This is a genomic window from Streptomyces sp. NPDC046915 (genome assembly GCF_040644935.1).
Taxonomy (GTDB): domain Bacteria; phylum Actinomycetota; class Actinomycetes; order Streptomycetales; family Streptomycetaceae; genus Streptomyces.
Genome location: NZ_JBEYXB010000019.1, coordinates 105,502 through 122,105, shown reverse-complemented (window position 1 = coordinate 122,105; position 16,604 = coordinate 105,502). Strand labels below are relative to the sequence as shown.

General features: G+C 71.2%; 11 protein-coding genes. 6 read left to right on the top strand and 5 right to left on the bottom strand.

Annotated elements, in window-relative coordinates; genetic code table 11:
- Entirely contained in the window at positions 1-1,059 is a 1,059-nt protein-coding gene (locus ABZ915_RS37355; RefSeq protein ID WP_361812716.1) for a protein phosphatase 2C domain-containing protein, read from the top strand.
- A complete protein-coding gene (locus ABZ915_RS37350; RefSeq protein ID WP_361812714.1) occupies positions 1,056-2,711 on the top strand; it encodes a lipopolysaccharide kinase InaA family protein in 1,656 nt (551 codons plus the stop codon). The genes ABZ915_RS37355 and ABZ915_RS37350 overlap by 4 nt, the downstream gene beginning before the upstream one ends.
- Positions 2,712-2,729: 18 nt before the next feature.
- On the opposite strand, the gene ABZ915_RS37345 is transcribed toward ABZ915_RS37350, so the two are convergent.
- The gene (locus ABZ915_RS37345; protein ID WP_361812712.1) at positions 2,730-3,407 is read right to left on the bottom strand and encodes a Crp/Fnr family transcriptional regulator; all 678 of its coding nucleotides are present in this window, start codon (positions 3,405-3,407) and stop codon (positions 2,730-2,732) included.
- 209 nt (positions 3,408-3,616) lie between these two features.
- Between ABZ915_RS37345 and ABZ915_RS37340 the strand changes: the two genes are divergently transcribed.
- From ABZ915_RS37340 to ABZ915_RS37325, 4 genes are all read left to right on the top strand, one after another.
- Positions 3,617-4,648: a phosphatidylinositol-specific phospholipase C domain-containing protein gene (locus ABZ915_RS37340; protein WP_361812710.1), complete on the top strand. Its 1,032-nt coding sequence runs from the start codon at positions 3,617-3,619 to the stop codon at positions 4,646-4,648.
- A gap of 106 nt (positions 4,649-4,754) precedes the next feature.
- Positions 4,755-5,312 (top strand): glycoside hydrolase family 25 protein, encoded by a 558-nt coding sequence (locus ABZ915_RS37335; RefSeq protein ID WP_361812708.1) that lies wholly within the window; start codon positions 4,755-4,757, stop codon positions 5,310-5,312.
- A 42-nt stretch (positions 5,313-5,354) separates the two neighbouring features.
- Positions 5,355-6,362 carry a YihY/virulence factor BrkB family protein gene (locus ABZ915_RS37330; RefSeq protein WP_361812706.1) on the top strand — a complete coding sequence of 336 codons (1,008 nt, stop codon included), beginning with the start codon at positions 5,355-5,357 and terminating at the stop codon, positions 6,360-6,362.
- A gap of 140 nt (positions 6,363-6,502) precedes the next feature.
- Positions 6,503-9,139 (top strand): ABC transporter substrate-binding protein, encoded by a 2,637-nt coding sequence (locus ABZ915_RS37325; protein WP_361812704.1) that lies wholly within the window; start codon positions 6,503-6,505, stop codon positions 9,137-9,139.
- A 3-nt stretch (positions 9,140-9,142) separates the two neighbouring features.
- On the opposite strand, the gene ABZ915_RS37320 is transcribed toward ABZ915_RS37325, so the two are convergent.
- From ABZ915_RS37320 to ABZ915_RS37305, 4 genes are read right to left on the bottom strand one after another with little or no spacing between them, the layout of a single operon-like run.
- On the bottom strand, positions 9,143-12,277 hold the full coding sequence (locus ABZ915_RS37320) for an SAV_2336 N-terminal domain-related protein (protein WP_361812702.1): 3,135 nt from the start codon (positions 12,275-12,277) through the stop codon (positions 9,143-9,145).
- Positions 12,270-13,262 carry an ATPase gene (locus tag ABZ915_RS37315; RefSeq protein WP_361812700.1) on the bottom strand — a complete coding sequence of 331 codons (993 nt, stop codon included), beginning with the start codon at positions 13,260-13,262 and terminating at the stop codon, positions 12,270-12,272. Before ABZ915_RS37315 ends, ABZ915_RS37320 begins: the two co-directional genes overlap by 8 nt.
- Positions 13,262-15,394 carry a hypothetical protein gene (locus ABZ915_RS37310; RefSeq protein ID WP_361812698.1) on the bottom strand — a complete coding sequence of 711 codons (2,133 nt, stop codon included), beginning with the start codon at positions 15,392-15,394 and terminating at the stop codon, positions 13,262-13,264. The genes ABZ915_RS37315 and ABZ915_RS37310 overlap by 1 nt, the downstream gene beginning before the upstream one ends.
- Positions 15,391-16,473 (bottom strand): alpha/beta hydrolase, encoded by a 1,083-nt coding sequence (locus ABZ915_RS37305; RefSeq protein ID WP_361812696.1) that lies wholly within the window; start codon positions 16,471-16,473, stop codon positions 15,391-15,393. Before ABZ915_RS37305 ends, ABZ915_RS37310 begins: the two co-directional genes overlap by 4 nt.
- Positions 16,474-16,604 lie beyond the last annotated feature (131 nt).

Here is a 16,604-nt window from a genome sequence, read left to right as displayed (position 1 = left end):
GTGGCCCTGTTTCCGCACCGCCGGTCCGAGGACGGCCCGAAGGAGCGGCGGCGGGTCCCGCCGCCCGCCCCGGCTCCGGACCTGTATCGCAAGGAACCCGCCGGACCCGGTCCGGCCGACGGGACACCGGCGGCCGTGACCGCGCCCGCACCTCCTCGGGGCGAGCTCGCCGACGACTGGCGGCCGATCTCCGTGGACGGCGCCGTCCCCGCCTTCGACCCCAGGCCGCCCACCGGCGGGCTGTCGTACCGCCCCGACACCGTCTGCGACGGCTGGTCGACGGGTGAGCTGGACCTGCGGCTGGCCTCGGTGCGCGGCTACGCCCACCGGGCCGAGGGCCGGCCCCGCGAGGACGACGCGGCGGCGGCCTGGGACGAACTCACCGGCGCCGTCGTGTTCGCCGTCGCCGACGGCGTGTCCGACGCGCGCGAGCCGCACATCGGCTCCCAGCTGGCCTGCCGCAGCGCGGTCGACGAACTGCTCGCCCAGGTGCGGGCGAGCGGCGGCTTCGTCACCGACTGGCACAAGCTGCTCGGCACGGTCCACTGGCAGCTGGTCGAGCAGGCCCGCCGCATCCTGCACACGCCGGACAACCCGAGCGTGGACGACACCGCCGCGCTGCTGGCCACCACCCTGGTCGCCGGGGCGGCCACCCCCACCCCGGAGGGGGTGCGGGTGACCCTGGTGTCGGTCGGCGACTCCGGGGTCTGGGTGATCAAGAACCAGGAGGTCTACCCGCTCAAGGGCGGGAAGTCCTTCGGCGCGGACGGGCTGCTCTCCTCGGCGGTCCGGCCGATGCCGTACGTGCCGGCCGACCTCGGCCCGTTCGAGTACCTCCTGGACCCGGGCAGCGTCCTGCTGGTCGGCACGGACGGCTTCGGCGATCCCGTCGGTGACGGACGGGGTGCCGTGGCCCGGCTGTGCGTCCAGGAACTGTCCCGGCCGCTGCCGCCGCTGGCCTTCGCGTACACGCTCGACTTCTACCGCGAGACCTTCGACGACGACCGCACGCTGGTGGCCCTGTGGCCGCGCGGAGGGGCGTCGGGAGCGGTGCGATGACCGACGTCAGGGTGCCCTGGACGCCCGCCGGGCAACTGGGCGACTATCCCTCGCAACGGCTGGGCGGCGGCGGCCAGGGCATCGTGTACGGGGTGCCGGATCCGCACGGGAAGTTCCCCGGGCAGTCCCTGGTCTACAAGGAGTACCTGCCGAACGTCCCGTACGACGACGACGTGCTGTACGACATGGTCTGCTTCCGCCAGCTCCTCGACCCGGCCGCCCGCGCCTTCCTGGACGACCGCCTGACCTGGCCGACGGTGCTGGTGTACCGGGACGACACGCCCACCGACCCGCGGCCCTCGCGGAACCCGCGGACCACGCTGACCGGCTTCCTCATGCGGCGCGTGGGCCCGGAGCACGAGCTGCACAGCCCCGTCCTGAACGGGGTCAAGCAGCAGGCGATGGAGTTCCTGCTCAACGACGACTCCTACAGCGCCCACATCGGGCTGCCCGTCGACGACGCCCAGCGCCTGGAGCTGCTGCTCGATCTCGCCCGCACCGTCGACCGGCTGCACGGGCACGGTGTGGCGGTGGGCGACCTGTCACCCAAGAACGTCCTGTTCACCCTGCGCGGGCAGGCCCGATGCCTGCTCATCGACTGCGACTCCATGCGCTACCGGGGCAAGGACGTGCTGACGCAGGTGGACACCCCGGACTACGAGGTGCCGGCCCGGGAGAAGGCCACCGCCACGGTCGCCACGGACTCCTACAAGTTCGGGCTGCTGGCCGCGCGGGTCTTCAACCGCAGCCAGGACAGCAGGGACCTCACCGCGCTCAGGTCCGTCTCCACCCAGCTCGCGAACCTCGCGGCGCGCGCCCAGAACCAGGACCCGCAGCGGCGGCCGAGGCTCGCCGAGTGGATACCCGTGCTGGAACTGGAACACGACCGCGTCAAGCGCATCCCGCCGCCGGCCGCCGTCGCCCCGGATCCGAATCCGTGGCAGCCGCCGACCCAGACCGCGCAGACCCCCGTCCTCGCCCCCCCTTCCCGCCCGCGGCAGACCGCCTCGACGGGCAGCCGGTGGTTCGGCGGGCTGCTCACCGCGGTGCTGATCGGGGTGGCCGGCGGCTACGTGGCGACACAGGTGGCGGATTCGGCGGCCTCGGGCGACTCCTCGTCCTCGTCGGCCACGGGGACGCCCAGCGGGAACACGTACGTCGGCGGTGACCCGGCGACCGACCTGGCCTCCCCGGACTCCGGCGACGGGACCACCCCCTCCGGCGTGGCCGTGGCCTCCGGGGCCACCATCGACTACTCCCAGGTCGCCGGTGACGACGCCGCCGATGACGTGGCCGAGATGTTCGCCCGTTTCTTCGGCGCGATCAACCAACACCGCTACGACACGGCGCTGAAGTACTACGACCCCGGCACCGGCGTGGTCGATCTCGGCTCCTCGGCCGGCCGCGGCAAGTGGAAGGAGGTCATGTCCACCACCAAGGACAGCGACTTCGTGCTCAGTGACCTGTCCTCGGACGGCCGGTACACCCTGGCCACGCTCAACTTCACCAGCCACCAGGACGCGGGCTACGGACCCAAGGGCAGCCCCGACGACACCTGCGACCAGTGGAGGATCACCTACCAGCTGACCGAGTCGGACGGCTACCGGATCTACCAGGCGTCCAAGGACGGGGTGAGCTACACGACCTGCTGAGCAATCCCCTGCCGGGGCTCACCCGCCGAACGCCTGCCGCTTCAGCTGGTCCACCGACCGCACCAGCAGCGCCTGACGTCCCGTCATGATCCAGCCCTGGGACCGCCACTGCTCCAGGACACGGCTCACCGTCCGCCGTGAGGTCAGCAGCAGTCCGGCCAGGTCGTCCTGGGAGAGGGCCAGGCCGATGCGGTGGCCGGTGCCGTCGGGGTCCGGGTGGCCGCAGCGCTCGACCAGGTCCAGGAGGAGGACGGCGAGCCGGGCCGGCACCGGCTCGGTGATGCCGGCGCGCTGGAGGTCGGCCTCGCGCAGGCGCTGCGAGAGGGTCTGCTCCAGGGCCGCGGCGACGCCCGGACGGGACCGGGCGAGCACCTGGAAGCGGGTGGCGGGCAGGTTCAGCAGGTCGGCCGAGGTGGCCGTGACCAGGGAGGCCGAGCGGCGCCCGCGCTCCACCGCGGCCTGCTCGCCGAGGAGTTCGCCGGGGCCGCGCAGCGCGAGCAGGGCGCGGTAGCCGGCGTGCGACTGGGCGACCACCTTCACCCAGCCGTGCAGCAGGACCACCAGGTGGTCCGAGTCCTCGCCCTGGGTCAGGAACTGCCGGTCCGCCGGCAGGGGCAGCCGCGTCGCCGCACGCAGCAGCGCGGCCCGGTCACCCGGATCGAGGGCCTCCCAGAAGGGGGCGGGACGGATCGTCACGGCGCCTCGCCTCCCGTCGACGTACACCGGTGCACCGGAACGGCATCAGTGTGGCCCCGCCGCATCCTTGTGAAACCTGCCCCGGCCGACGAATTCGGGCCCGGCGACCGCACGGCACCCGCGTGCTTCCTGTTCCTCCAGGGGCTACCGCGCAGTAACCGGTTGCCCCTACGCTGCCGCCAACTCCGTGACTACGAAGGGGACTTCACGTGCGTACGGTCAGACGGCTGGCGGCGCTGCTCGGTGCGGCCGCGATGGTGCTGATGGGACCCGGCAACGCCCACGCGGCGTCGGGGAAGGTGTCCGAGACGACGACGATCGGTACGCACAACGCGTACGACAAGTCCAAGTACACCTATTTCGCCCAGGCGTTGGACTCGGGAGCCTCGCTGCTCGAACTCGACGTCTACGTCGACAGCCTGAGCCACCGCTGGCGGGTCAGCCACAGCAATCCGCTGGGCAACGACAACAACTGCGAATACGCCAGCACCCCGAGCGACCTGTACAGCAAGCAGCGCAACCAGGACCTCGGCAGCTGCCTGGACAACATCGCCGCCTGGAACCAGCTCCACCCCGACCACGCGCCGATCGTCTTCAAGGTCGAGATGAAGGTCGGCTTCAACAACAACGCCGGCCTCGGCCCCGACGAGTTCGACTCGCTCGTCGCCTCGAAGCTGGGCAGCAGCGTGTACAAGCCCTCCGACCTCCTGGGCTCCTCGTACTCCACACTGGACGCGGCGGCCAAGGCGAACGCCTGGCCCAGCCGGGACGCCCTGAAGGGCAAGTTCCTCTTCGAGCTGATCCCCGGCACGGTCGAGCAGGCCAACCCCTTCGACCACTACTGGACGGACCAGGAGTACGGCGACCACCTGCGGGACCTGTACGCGGCCGGGAACATCTCCGCGGCCCAGGCCTTCCCCGCGGTCCTCGGCGCGGCGAACGGCGACCCGCGCACCAGCCGCTACGACGCCTCGATCCAGCCGTGGTTCGTGTTCTTCGACGGTGACGCGGCGTCGTACGTCAACAACGGCTACGCCACGTCCTTCTACTCCACGAACCACTACATCCTGATCATGACGGACGCCGCCGGCGTGTCCCCGGCCATCTCCTCGACCGCTCCGACGGACGCCGAGGTCGCGGCCAGACTGTCCCTGCTGGCGGCGGACCACGCCAGCATCATCACCTCGGACTGGTCGGCGAAGTCGGCGTCCGTGCTCGGGTCGGTGACTGCCCGGGGTTGACCGGGCACATGCCGGAATTCCGGGGGCGGCGCCGGATCGGGCGTGCCAGGGTGGGGCATACACCAGTCAACTCGTGTCACCCCACTGGCACTTCAGGAGTCCCCCCATGTTGCACGGCATCGACGTGAGCGCGTACCAGTCCTCCTCGTACGACACCAGCGGCCTCTCCTTCGTCTTCATCAAGGCGACGGAGGGCCGTTCGTACGTCAACCCGAGGCTCTCCGCCCAGACGAAGCACGCCCGGGACGCCGGGCTGGTCGTCGGCTTCTACCACTTCCTGTGGCCCGGTGATCTCACCGCCCAGGCCGAGTACTTCCTCAGCCACGCCCCCGAGAAGGCGGGCGACATCCTCGCCGTCGACTGGGAGACGACCAGCTCGGGGACGCACGCGAGCAACGCGGACAAGGACCGCTTCATCCGGAAGCTGAAGCAGCTGCGGCCGCACAACCGGGTCGTGCTGTACGCGAACCGGAACTACTGGCTGAACGTGGACATCACCTCGTACACCGGTGACGGTCTGTGGATCGCCGACTACGTCACCGCGGGCAAGCCCCGCATCAAGGCCAAGTGGCGTTTCCACCAGTACAGCAGCGAACCCCGGGACAAGGACGTGGCCGGCTTCGCGAGCAAGGCCGCCCTGGTGGAGTGGGCCAAGAACGGGTGACCCGACCGCGCTGACGGGGGCGTGCCGGGGTACCCGGTGAGTATGAAGCTGCATCTTCCGGGGCGGCAGGATTCCCACGGCCCCGAGGTCGAGCGGCGGGCGCCGGACGCGCCGACGAAACTGCCGGGGCACGCGTGGAAAGCGGTGCTCAAGGCAAGCCTGCGGGAATTCCAGGACGACGAGCTGACCGACCGGGCCGCGGCGCTGACCTACTACGGCGTGCTCTCGCTCTTCCCCGCCCTGCTGGTGCTCGTCTCCCTGCTCGGGATCACCGGCAGGTCGGTCACCGACAAGGTGCTGGCCAACCTCAGGCAGCTCACTCCCGGGTCGGCCCGTGACATCATCACCCGGGCCGTCGAGCAGCTTCAGAACAACTCCGGCACCGGCTCGATCGTGGCCGTCGTCGGCATCCTGCTGGCGGTCTGGTCGGCGTCCGGGTACGTCGGGGCGTTCATCCGCACGGCCAACCGGGTCTACGACATGCCCGAGGGCCGGCCGATGTGGAAGATCCTTCCGGTGCGCGTCGGGCTGACGGTCGTGCTGATGCTGCTCGCGGTGGCCAGTGCGCTGATCGTGGTCTTCACCGGCGGGCTGGCCCGCCAGGCCGGCACGGCCCTCGGGATCGGCGACACCGCGATGACGGTGTGGTCGATCGCCAAGTGGCCCGTCCTGGTGCTCCTGGTCACCATCATGATCGCGATCCTGTACTGGGCGGCCCCGAACGCCAAGGTGAAGGGCTTCCGGTTGGTCACCCCGGGCAGCTTCCTCGCCCTGCTGATCTGGATGATCGCCTCCGCCGGGTTCGCGTTCTACGTCGCGAACTTCGGCTCGTACAACAAGACCTACGGCACCATGGCCGGGGTCATCGTCTTCCTCGTCTGGCTGTGGATCAGCAACCTCGCCATCCTGCTCGGCCTGGAGTTCGACGCCGAGACGGTCCGGCAGCGGGCGATCACCGGCGGCCTGCCCCCGGACAAGGAGCCCTACACCGAGCCCCGCGACACCCGGAAGTGGGACGAGGAGGACCTGCGCCGGCTGGAGGGCCCCTGAGGAGGGCAGGTCCTGCCGCCATCCGATCCAACAGCGGCAAGAATCACCTATCAGGAGCCATTAGTCGAAATACCAGGATGTTGCGGTCGCCTGCTCTGGCACGTTACGCCTCTGCCCTTATCTCTCCGTGGAGGCGACGCGTGCCAGAGGCTCTCTATCCCAGGTGGTCGGATCGGCTGATACGCCAGATCGACGCCTTCGTGGCCCGCAGGTCCAAGGCGAGCAGGGTGCCGGCCCTGGTGCTGGTCAGACCGGTCGGCGGGGACGTGGCGGCGGCGGGCCGGCTGGTCCGGGAGTACAAACGCCGGCTCGCGCACGGGGACGGGCACCCGCACAGCCAGGTGCCGCACGCCGTCGTCGACGAGGCGGTACGCGGGGGCGGGTTCGTCGAGGCGATGGACGGCGTGGCGCGGCAGCTCCAGCTGACCATGCCCTCGGGGCGCCTCAGGCTGCCGCACTTCCACACCTGCCGGGCCGTGCTGGACCAGGAGAGCGGTGCCGGGGACGTCCGGGCCCAGCAGCAGCCGATCCTCGACGGACTGCACACCGCGCTGCTGGGGCGGCGGGCCGTACTCGGCGCCGGCGACAAGATCGCGGGTCTCTTCGGGCAGCACGTCCTGACCGGCTGGCTCCAGGGCTTCGTGGCGGCGTTGATCGTCGGCTTCCCCCGGTTCTGCTACCGGTTCCATCTGCGGCACTGGGGCCTGCGCTGGGTCGCCGAGGAACTCGACGCGGCCTGTTTCCTGGACGCCGCGCTCTCGTTCTGCCGGGACGGCCGACTGGACCGGGACCACCCGCGGGTGCGCCGGATCCTGCTGCGTGCGCTGCTCACCGATCTGCGCCGGGCCACCCGGTGGAGGTCTCCCCTGAGCCATCTGTGGGCCCGGCGCCGGTGGGCCGTCGTCGTCATGATCCCCGAGATCCACGACGTGAACGGGCCCGGCCGCACGCTGCTCGGAACGTTCGAGGAACTCGCCCGCGACCAGCCGTCCCAGCCCCTGCTCGTGCTGGCTGCCTGCGCGGGACCGCCGCCGGAGTACGCCATTCCGCTCGACGCCGACCCGACCCGGCCGAACGGCATCGCCGACAGGGTCTTCACCGTCCTCACCGAGGGCAGCGACGAACCCGTACGCCTCGTCACACTGCCCGCCGAGGACGACGACGTGGAACGCGCGGCGGAGACCTGGGTGCTCACCCACCCGGGCGTCACCGCCCGCCGGGACAGGTCCGTCGACTGGCTCCGCCCGGCCGCGCTGCCGTTCCTGGCCACGGCCACCGCCGGTGCCCTCCTGGCCCAGCACTTCCTCTGGTCGGATCCACCGCGCCCGCACGCGGCGCCGTCCTCCTGCGTCACGGTCCGGACCGGTGAGCGCGTCGGCGTGACCGACGGGAGCCAGTGCGACCTGGCGGTCCCGGGAGAGCGCGGGAAGGAGCTCAGGGAGCTGGAACAGCAGGTCGCGAAGGAGAACGCGAAGATCACCGGTGGGCGGTTCCGCACGCTCGTGTTCCTCGCGCCCCTGAGCCTCCAGGACAGCGTGTACGACGACCCGCCGATCGGTCTCCAGATCCTGCGCGGAGCGATCGCCCAGCAGCACCAACTCAACAGCGAGAACCGGCAGAACAAGATGCCGATCCGGCTGCTGATCGCCAACACCGGCCAGTACTTCCGGTACGGCTCACGCACCAGGACCCCGGACGTCACCCGGATGATCACCGATCGCCGGGACAAGGACCACATCGCCGCGGTCATCGGCATCACCCAGAGCCGGCCCGAGTCCCTGGAGGCGGCCCGGGAGCTCGACGACGCCGGGATCCCGGTGATCGCCAACGGAGTGACCGGCAGCGACATGGTCGGCCCCGGCTCTCCGCAGCGCTACTTCCAGATCACCACACCCAACGCACGGGTCGCGTCGATCCTGGCCGACTTCGTCCGCCACTCACCGACGATCCGTACCGTCACCAGCGGCAGGCCGCACGCCGTGGTGGTGTACGACTCGACCGACACCTACTTCAGCACGGATCTGCGGAACCTGTTCGTCGACGCCTACCGCAGGTACGGAAAGATCGACGAGTTCACCTTCAGCGAGAAGCCGGGGGCGAGAACGCCGGACGACATCGCGACCGAGGTGTGCGACAAGGTCACGGCCGTCCGCGGCGTCATCGTCTACCTGGGCCGTTCCGGAGTCCTGCCGAGCCTCCTCAACGCCATGCAGCGGGCCGGCGGCCAGTGCCAGCCGCCGCAGGGCACCACGATCCCGCTGATCGCCGAGAGCGCCCCGATCGGCTTCCAGGTCGATCCGGTGGGCACGGCGCAGGCGTACCCGTACATGACGATCTTCTACGAAACCGCGAACGCGCCCACACAGGACCCCCGGGACCCCTACTCCCAGTTCGCCCGCGACTTCGCCACCGTCTTCGGTGACCGCGGCGCCGACGCCGACGCCGCCGGAGGCTTCGACACCGTGGGCATCGTCACCAAGGTCGTCGAGAACCTGCTCCCTGCCTCCCGCGACGGCGACGTCAGGTCCGACGACATCTATCTCTGGCTGACCGCCCACGGCGTGTCCGACTATCCCGGAGCGTCCGGCGTACTCCGGCTGGACGGCCAGAACAAGTTCCCACCCGACAAAGCCGAGTTCATCCGAGAGATCCTGCAACCGAGCGGTACGGCCGTCACGTTGCTCAGCTGCGGAATCCTCCCCGACCGGCAGAACCCCGCGAACTGGGGCACACCACCGGACACCTTCCGTTGCCCACGGGACGGGGACCCCGCGTAGTCGTCACATGGGTTCGTGCGGGTGGGGTTCCTGGGGATTCGTTCCGCGGAACTCCAGCTCGATGTCCGCCGATTCGCGCCGGGCGTCGAAGGTCAGCTGCACCTCCAGCTCCACACTGACCTCCTCCATGTGGGCGTCGACGCCTACGAGGACGAGCTCGGCGTTCACCGTCACGTGCCCGAGTGCCAGGCCGTGGTCGTATTCCTCCACGGTGTCCCAGACGATCGAGTCGGGGTCCGGGGTGACGCCCTGGATGGTCACGTCGGTGAGGCCGGGCAGTTCCACACCGTTCAGGTCTCCGCCGGGCTCACCGAGGAGTTGCCCGCAGGCCGACTCCACCGCGGCGGCCAAGGGGTCCTGTTCGAAGTAGGGAGTGGGCAGGCGCATCGTCACGAGGCAGGATCCCGCGCCGTCGTGGGTGTCCTCGATGGCGATCGTCGAGACGCGGGTGGCGAGATCGGACGTGGTGGACCGTCCCTCTCGCTCCAGAACGAGTTCGAAGTCCACTCTGGAAATGGCATTCCAGCTGCGAGCGGCTTCGTCGCTCGCGATGTGGACCCCGAACGTACCGGCCTGCGAAGGCCAGAGCAGGTCCACGCGTTGACTGTCGCCGGGCGTCTCCCGCTCCGTGGAGAGTCCCCGTCGGCCGAGAAAGAACTGAACCGCGTCGGCCAGCGCTGTCTCACTGCCGGCCTGTTCGGACCCGTCGATGAAGTCCTCCGCGAAAGCGAGCAGCGCGAGCAGAAGCTGGTCTGCCTCATGCCGGTATGCGCCTCGGTAGGTACGGGGAAGCGCCGACTGGAGGCGCCGTCGGACCTGCTCGTACACCGCCTGGACCGGATCCTGTGGTTCCCAGGCCCGATTGCGTGCGAAGGCACGTGAAGGATCCCCGACGATGAACCTGGCCTGGGGACGTGTGGCACCTTTGGGGCCGTGCATGTGTTCGGCGATCGCGGGCAGGTCCAGGAACTCCGGGCCGCCTCGCACGCCGGCGGCCGCGATTCTCAGGAGCTCCTGTGTCAGCAGCGGCTCCCCGTTCGGGTTGTTCCGCGCCCTGTCGACGAACAACACCTGCATCCCTCGGGCTCTTTGCCCGGTCCGTCCGTGCAGATCCCAGTTCTCCAGAGCCCGGGAAGCGGCCGTACCGTTGTCCTGGTCGAGGACCACCATGACGTGACGAGACCGTGACTCGGCGAGGATGGGTGCGATGCGGTCGAACTCCAGACGGGGCCTCAGGTCGTCCCGCTCTTCCCCGGCGAGCAGCCAGCTCGTCTGTCCGCCGCTGTCGACCGTCGTACCCCCGCCGAAATAGAGCAGCACGGTGTCTGCCGCGTCGCATGCCCGTGTCACCGCTGCCAGGACCTCGCTCACCGTGGCGGGGTTGACGAGCGAGGTGCAGTGTTCATCGGGCAGGTTCCAGCCATGGGACGAGGTGAGATAGGACCGCATTGCCGCGAGCCCTCTCTCCACGCCAGGCAGTGAGTAGCGGTTCGGGTAGTAGGAAACGCCGATGAGCAGAGCGGCGCTGCGCGCCGGATCCGGCAGCCCCCGGCTGGGGGCCGGCGTGGTGAACGCCTCCGGCAGGTCCGGCCACGGAGCGGGCCGCACCGGCTCGCTCTCCCGTAGCAGTGTCAGCAACTCGTCGGACGCGCGGGCGAACGGGTACAGCGAGGGCGGAACCGAGTCCGGTCCGGACGCGGCGATCGCCTGGATGTCCTGCGCGCCGCCCGGGCTCCTGGCGGCGATGTGACGGCTGAGCGCGTCGTACGTCAGCCAGGCGTCCCGGCGGCTGAGGCGGGACGCGAGCCGCTCGCGGGTCACGTCGTCGAAGCGGACGACCGGTGGCGCCTCCTCGTACGTCTGGATGGTCACGACGGGACTCGTCAGCAGTTCGGCCAGGTCGCCGACGCTCGCCTCGGGCAGGAGCCGCTGGCGGATCAGGTGCATGAGCGGGAGGCTCAGCCGGCCGAACGGACTGCACAGCACGGCCAGCCGTACCGCCGAGGGGGAGGCCGTGCGGAGGAACGCCTCGGTGGGGTCGGGACCGCTGCGTGGCCCGGCGTTCGGCGTGCGGGAGAGGCTGGGCATGATGCCGGTGCGCGGGACCAGGACCGCGTCGTACCCGTGGGGCGCCCCGCGCATGAAGGTCTCCGCCCAGCGGGCCAGGGAGTACGGGGAGAACGTGAGCGTGGGCAGCGCCTGCCAGTCCGCGTCCTCGGCGTCGGGCAGCGTCCGCAGCAGCAGGGGGACTTGGAAGGTCAGGTCGGTGTTCCTTAGCGTCGGCCCGCGCTGTCTGACGCGGATCGCGGGGAGATCCAGGCCGGTGCGGTGCCACAGGCGGTCCGGCAGCGGGTTGAGCAGTGCGACGGGGCCTTTCGCTCCCCAGCCGCGCAGCAGCTGCCATGTCTCCGGTCGCCGCCAGCCGGGTGCCACACAGTCGGAGAGCACCAGCACCAGACGTCGGCCGTCCGAGGAGACGGCCTGGCCCGGGGCGACGCGCCTGCCCTGGTGGTCGGTGACCACCGGGTCTGCGCCCGGCCGCAGGCTCCATGTCCGCACGCCGCGGAAGGCGCCCAGTCCGGCCAGGAGTGCGGTGAACTCCGCGTTGGTGTTCTTCCAGACGGCCATGGAGGGCGAGGCGTCGATGACGAGCAGCAGCTCGAACCACGGCTCGGGGGCGGGAGTGAGCACCGGGGTCAGCTCACCGGTGCGGCGGAAGTCGCGGACGGTCGCGTCCAGGTTCAGTGCCGAGCGCCGGCCCTGGGGGTGGCGGCGTTTGAAGGGCCGCAGCGCCCGGCGCACCTCCATGGCCCGGGGCAGATCCCGGCCCCCCGGAACCGATACCGGCGCGCCCGGCGCCGGCCGGGCCTGCGGCAGGCTCTCGTAGAGAACGTTCGCGTCGGCATCCTCGGCGGGGAGCGGCGGGGCGGGTGTGTCGGTGCCGGGGGCCGACGGTGACTCCGGGGCGTCCCCCGCGGTGTCGGACGGTGCCGGTTCGGGCAGGTCGCCGCGGGACGCGGCCGGGCCGGCCGCGGGTGCCGCGGCCAGCCACAGGGCATCGGCGATCGCTGTGGCGTCCGCGTCTTCGCCCAGGGCCGCCGCGAGCGCGCGGACCAGCGCTTCGACGGCGTCAGCCACCGGAGAGCTCGCGCAGGAGCAGTTCGTCGAGGATCCGCTTGAGCTGGGGGCCACTGGGCGCCTGCTCGTCGGTCATCAGCCGTACGGCGTTGAGGAGTTGGTCGACGGCCAGGACTTCCTTCCTGGCGATGCGGTCGGCGAACTCCTTGATGAGTTCCCACACCGGGCCGCTTTCGGGCACTTCGAGATCCAGGTGGGCGGCCACCGCGTCGCGGAGCGTGTCAGCCGTCGGCGCGGGCATGGTGTACCGGACGCAACGGCGCAGGAAGGGTGCGGGGAAGTCACGTTCGCCGTTGCTGGTCATCACGATGAACGGGAACCGCGTGCACTGCACATGGCCCTCCCGCACGAGATGGGTCCGTGTCTTCTCGCCCCACTCCCGGACCCGCACCTGCCGCAGGGGGTGACGTACCAGCTCGGGGATCTCGAACTCCCCGCGCTCCAGCACGTCGAGAAGGTCGCTGGGCAGGTCGAGGTCGCTCTTGTCGATCTCGTCGATGAGCAGCGCCCGGGGCCGGTCGCCGGGCAGCAACGCCGTGCCCAGCGGCCCCAGCTTGAGGAACGGCGCGATGTCGTCGGCCGGCCGGGCACGGTCGGTCCGCCCGCGCCCGCCGCCCCGCCCCGTGCGGCGTCCCTCGTACGACGTCTGGCGCAGGCGCAGGGAGTGGATGTGGCCGAGCGCGTCGTACTGGTACAGCGCGTCCGGCAGCGTACTGCGCGAAGTGATGTGCCAGCGCAGCACGGTTCCGAGTTCCAGCTCCGCGGCGACCTGCTCGATGACGGTGGACTTCCCCGTCCCCGCGGAGCCGGTGATCAGCAGGGGGCGGTGCAGGTAGAGAGCCGCGTTGACGGCGTCGGTCAGACCCTCGGGAGGCTTGAAGGCATGCTGGTCCGGGACCCGGGGGAAGGTGCGCCACGGGGGAGGACCGTCAAGGCTGACGTCGCGCGGTTCGCCGTCTCCGACGTAGTACGTTTTCCAGGACATCACGCGCTCCACTGACGGGTCGGGTGGTGGTGCTCGAACCAGCGGCAGAAGTCGAGCCAGTCGAGGTCGTGCCAGGCGGCCCGGAGTCCGGCGAGACCCGCGAGGTGGTCGTCGTCCGGTCGCCCCGGACGGACCGGGCCGCCCGCCTCGGCCTGCCAGCGACGCCGGTACGCCTCGATGAACTGGCCGGGCAACCTCTCCCAGTACACGTCCACGCAACCGCGCTCCCGGGCGTCCCCGTCGGCGTCCGTGCGCGGCCACAGCAGGATCGGGGTGTGGGCCAGCAGGATCTCCACCAGCTCCGCGACGTGCGGCGGACGGTGGTCGAGGCCGATGGCCCGGTCGTAGAGCCCCAGGCTCAGACGCTGCGCCAGCTGTCCCGTGTCGCGGGTGTCGGAGTCGGCCAGCCAATCGACGGGTGCGCCGCCGTCGCCGGGGTGCTGTTCCTCCAGCCGCTTCAGCCGGTCCCGGTCCGCCTCGTTCATCCCCGCGAGATGGCCCGGAACCGCGAGGCGTCCGGTCCAGCGCAGTACCACCGTGCGGTCGTCCGCCCCCAGCACGGACCGGCCGGCCTGCGCCTTCTCCGGCTCCCAGGTCACCAGCAGCGGAGCGGGGACCACGACGTCGATGTTCTTGATCCGCGCGCCTCCCGGAACCTTCTGCCACGCCCACTCGATGATCTTCGGGAACTGACGCTCGACCCCGGCACGGCTGGGTTCGCAGGGGAAGTCCTCGTGGTGCTCGCCGCTCGCGCCGTCGCGCAGCCACACCGACAGCGATTCCGGCCAGTCGACCCGCGCCGCATGGAGGCTGATGACCAGTCGCCACGTCCGGTCCCGACGCAGGCCGGCCTGCCGCGCCACGGCGTCACTGAGCTCGGCGAGCCCGTCGACGCGCCGCGCCCAGGCCCCGACCCGCTCGTCCTCGGGGTCGAGACCGCACCGGTCGGCGACGGCGGCCACGGCCTGCGCCAGGCGCCCGACCGGGTCTCCCCTGAGGGGGGTGCGGAGCGCCGCGTGTTCGAGTATGTACTGCAACAGGGCCGTGCCCTGGACCCACTTCGGCGGACGCAGTGGGTCGCAGGAGGGATTGGCCGCTTCGTAGGCGTGGTTCAGGTCGGCGGCCACGCTCCGTAGAGCCGGCGTGGTGAGCGCCCGGCCGGCCCATTCGTGGATCATGTCCCCGGTGAGACCGGCGTGCAGCAGTCCGTCGGCCACCGGCCGCACCCGCAGTGCCCCGGTCGATGCGGCGGCCTCCGCCCGGTCGCGGAGTTCACGCAGCGCCTGTCGGTTCCAGCCGCCGACCGGGGCGGGCTGCCCGGGCCACGCGGCCAGCGCCTCGCCGAGGTCCTGGCTCCCGAGGGGGCCGATCCGCCGGCTGGGTGTCCAGGCCGGCCGCCGCACGTTCAGCGCCACCCACAACTCCTCGACGGCGTTCGGGTCCCCGTCCCGGCCGAACGTCTCGCAGTTCTGCTTCAGGATTCGGTCCGTCAGCGCCAGTTTGAGGCTGCTCGCCGTCAGGAGCTCGCCGCCGCCCTGGACACCGTTGCGCAGCAGGGAGGCGAGTTCGCGGCTGAAGCCGAGGTCGTACGCCTTCTGGTGGGCCGCCGCCGCCATGAGTACGGAGTGTCTGTTGTTGCCGAGGGAGAAGCCGCCTGCCAGCGCCTGTGTGTCGGGGGCGCCGGCGCCGGCGTGGCAGGTGTCGATGAGGGTGATCACCCCTTTGACCCCGGGCAGGTCCCCGGCCTCGGCGACGAGCTTTCCGACAGGGACGGAGCCGGCCGCCTGCCCGGGCTCGGTGCCGTGCGCCATGTAGTAGAGCGTCGCGTCGCCCATGGGCGTCTGGCCGTGGCCGAGGAAGGCGAGAACCAGTTCGGCGCCCGCCTCGTTCGCCCGGCGCGCCGCGGCCTGGACCCCGTCCTCGATCTGCCGAGCGGTGACCTCGCCGGACCGCAGCGCGCCGCCGCCGTCGGGATCACTGGGCACGCAGGCACCGATCTCCGGATCGGTGAGGAGCCGGTGCAGTTCCTCGGCCCTGGTGAGCAGACCGCTGAGCTCCTGCCCGGCGGCCGGGCACTGGGTGGCGACGACCAGGGCGTGCCGGACCGTCGTCGTCGGCCGGGCCGCGCTCATGAACCGGCCGGCGGGGCTGTTTCAGCAGAGGCGTCCGTCTCGGCGGAGGCGTTGGAGGCGGCGGGGGAGACGGACGCGGTGGAGGAGACGGAGGCAGCGGAGGAGACGGAGGCGGCGGACAGGGCGGAGAGAGTCCGCACCACCGGTCCCGCCACCTCGGCGCGGCCCAGATACGAGGTCGCCCCGTGGGCCCACCACAACCGGGAATCGAGCCGCTCCGGCTCCGGCTTGACCCCCCGTTCGTTGGGCCGGACGAGATCGGCGAGCTTGCGGCGCGGCACGACCACGTCGTCGCCGTCCCAGAAGTCCAGCCAGCGATCGACACGGCGGGGGGTGGCGGGCGGTCGAGGGACGAGCAGCGGCCAGACGAATCCGCTGGTCGCGATCGGCGACCCGATGGTGACCAGCAGCGGTACGGGGCCGTCGTACGAGGCAAGAGCCTCGAACGCCACGACGCTGCCCAAGGAGTGTCCGACCACCACCGTGGGCCGTGCGGGATCCAGGCACCGCAGAACCCGGTCCCTGATCCGCGCGTCGAGCGTCGTGCCTTGAGCGTCCTCGCCCTTGCGCCGCAGGTATCGCGCGGGCTGGGACAACGTGCCGAGTACGTCCCTGGCGCTCGACCAGCGGGCCACCTGGGCCACCCCGGGCAACGCGGCCACCGCGGTCGCGATCGCCCAGGCGTGACGTGCGGCCCCGCCGGCACCCTGCGGCCGGCCGTCGGGGGCCAGCTGGGCGCGGACGCGCGCCAGTGCCCTGTTGTCCTGGTTCTCCGGCCGCCCCGCCTCTTCTTCGAGGAACTCGGCGAGCAGGCCGAGGACGATCGCCGCTTCCTCGTCGTCGAGGTCGTCCGGGCCGACGGCGCTCTGCGGCTCACCGTCGGCGAACAGGTCGCCGTAGTAGGCGAAGGAGCAGTCCGCCATCCAGTCCATGGTCAGCGCGGAGATGTCGGCGGCGAGATCCGCCGCCCGCGCCCCGCCGGCCAACGCCCGCTTCCACGTGCCCAGTTCTTCGCGCGGGTCCCGCGGCCCGCCGATGCCGTGTACGAAAAGCAGCTTCGGTTTCGCCGCGCCGTTCATTCGCGCCCCCCGACCCCCGACCGGCGCTCGGCCGGTCGCCTTCTCACTCAGGGCACGACGCTACCAAAAGCCGATCCCGAGATCGTCGGGGTTCGAGGTCGAAAGGGTCCCCGGGGCGCGCGAGGCCGCCA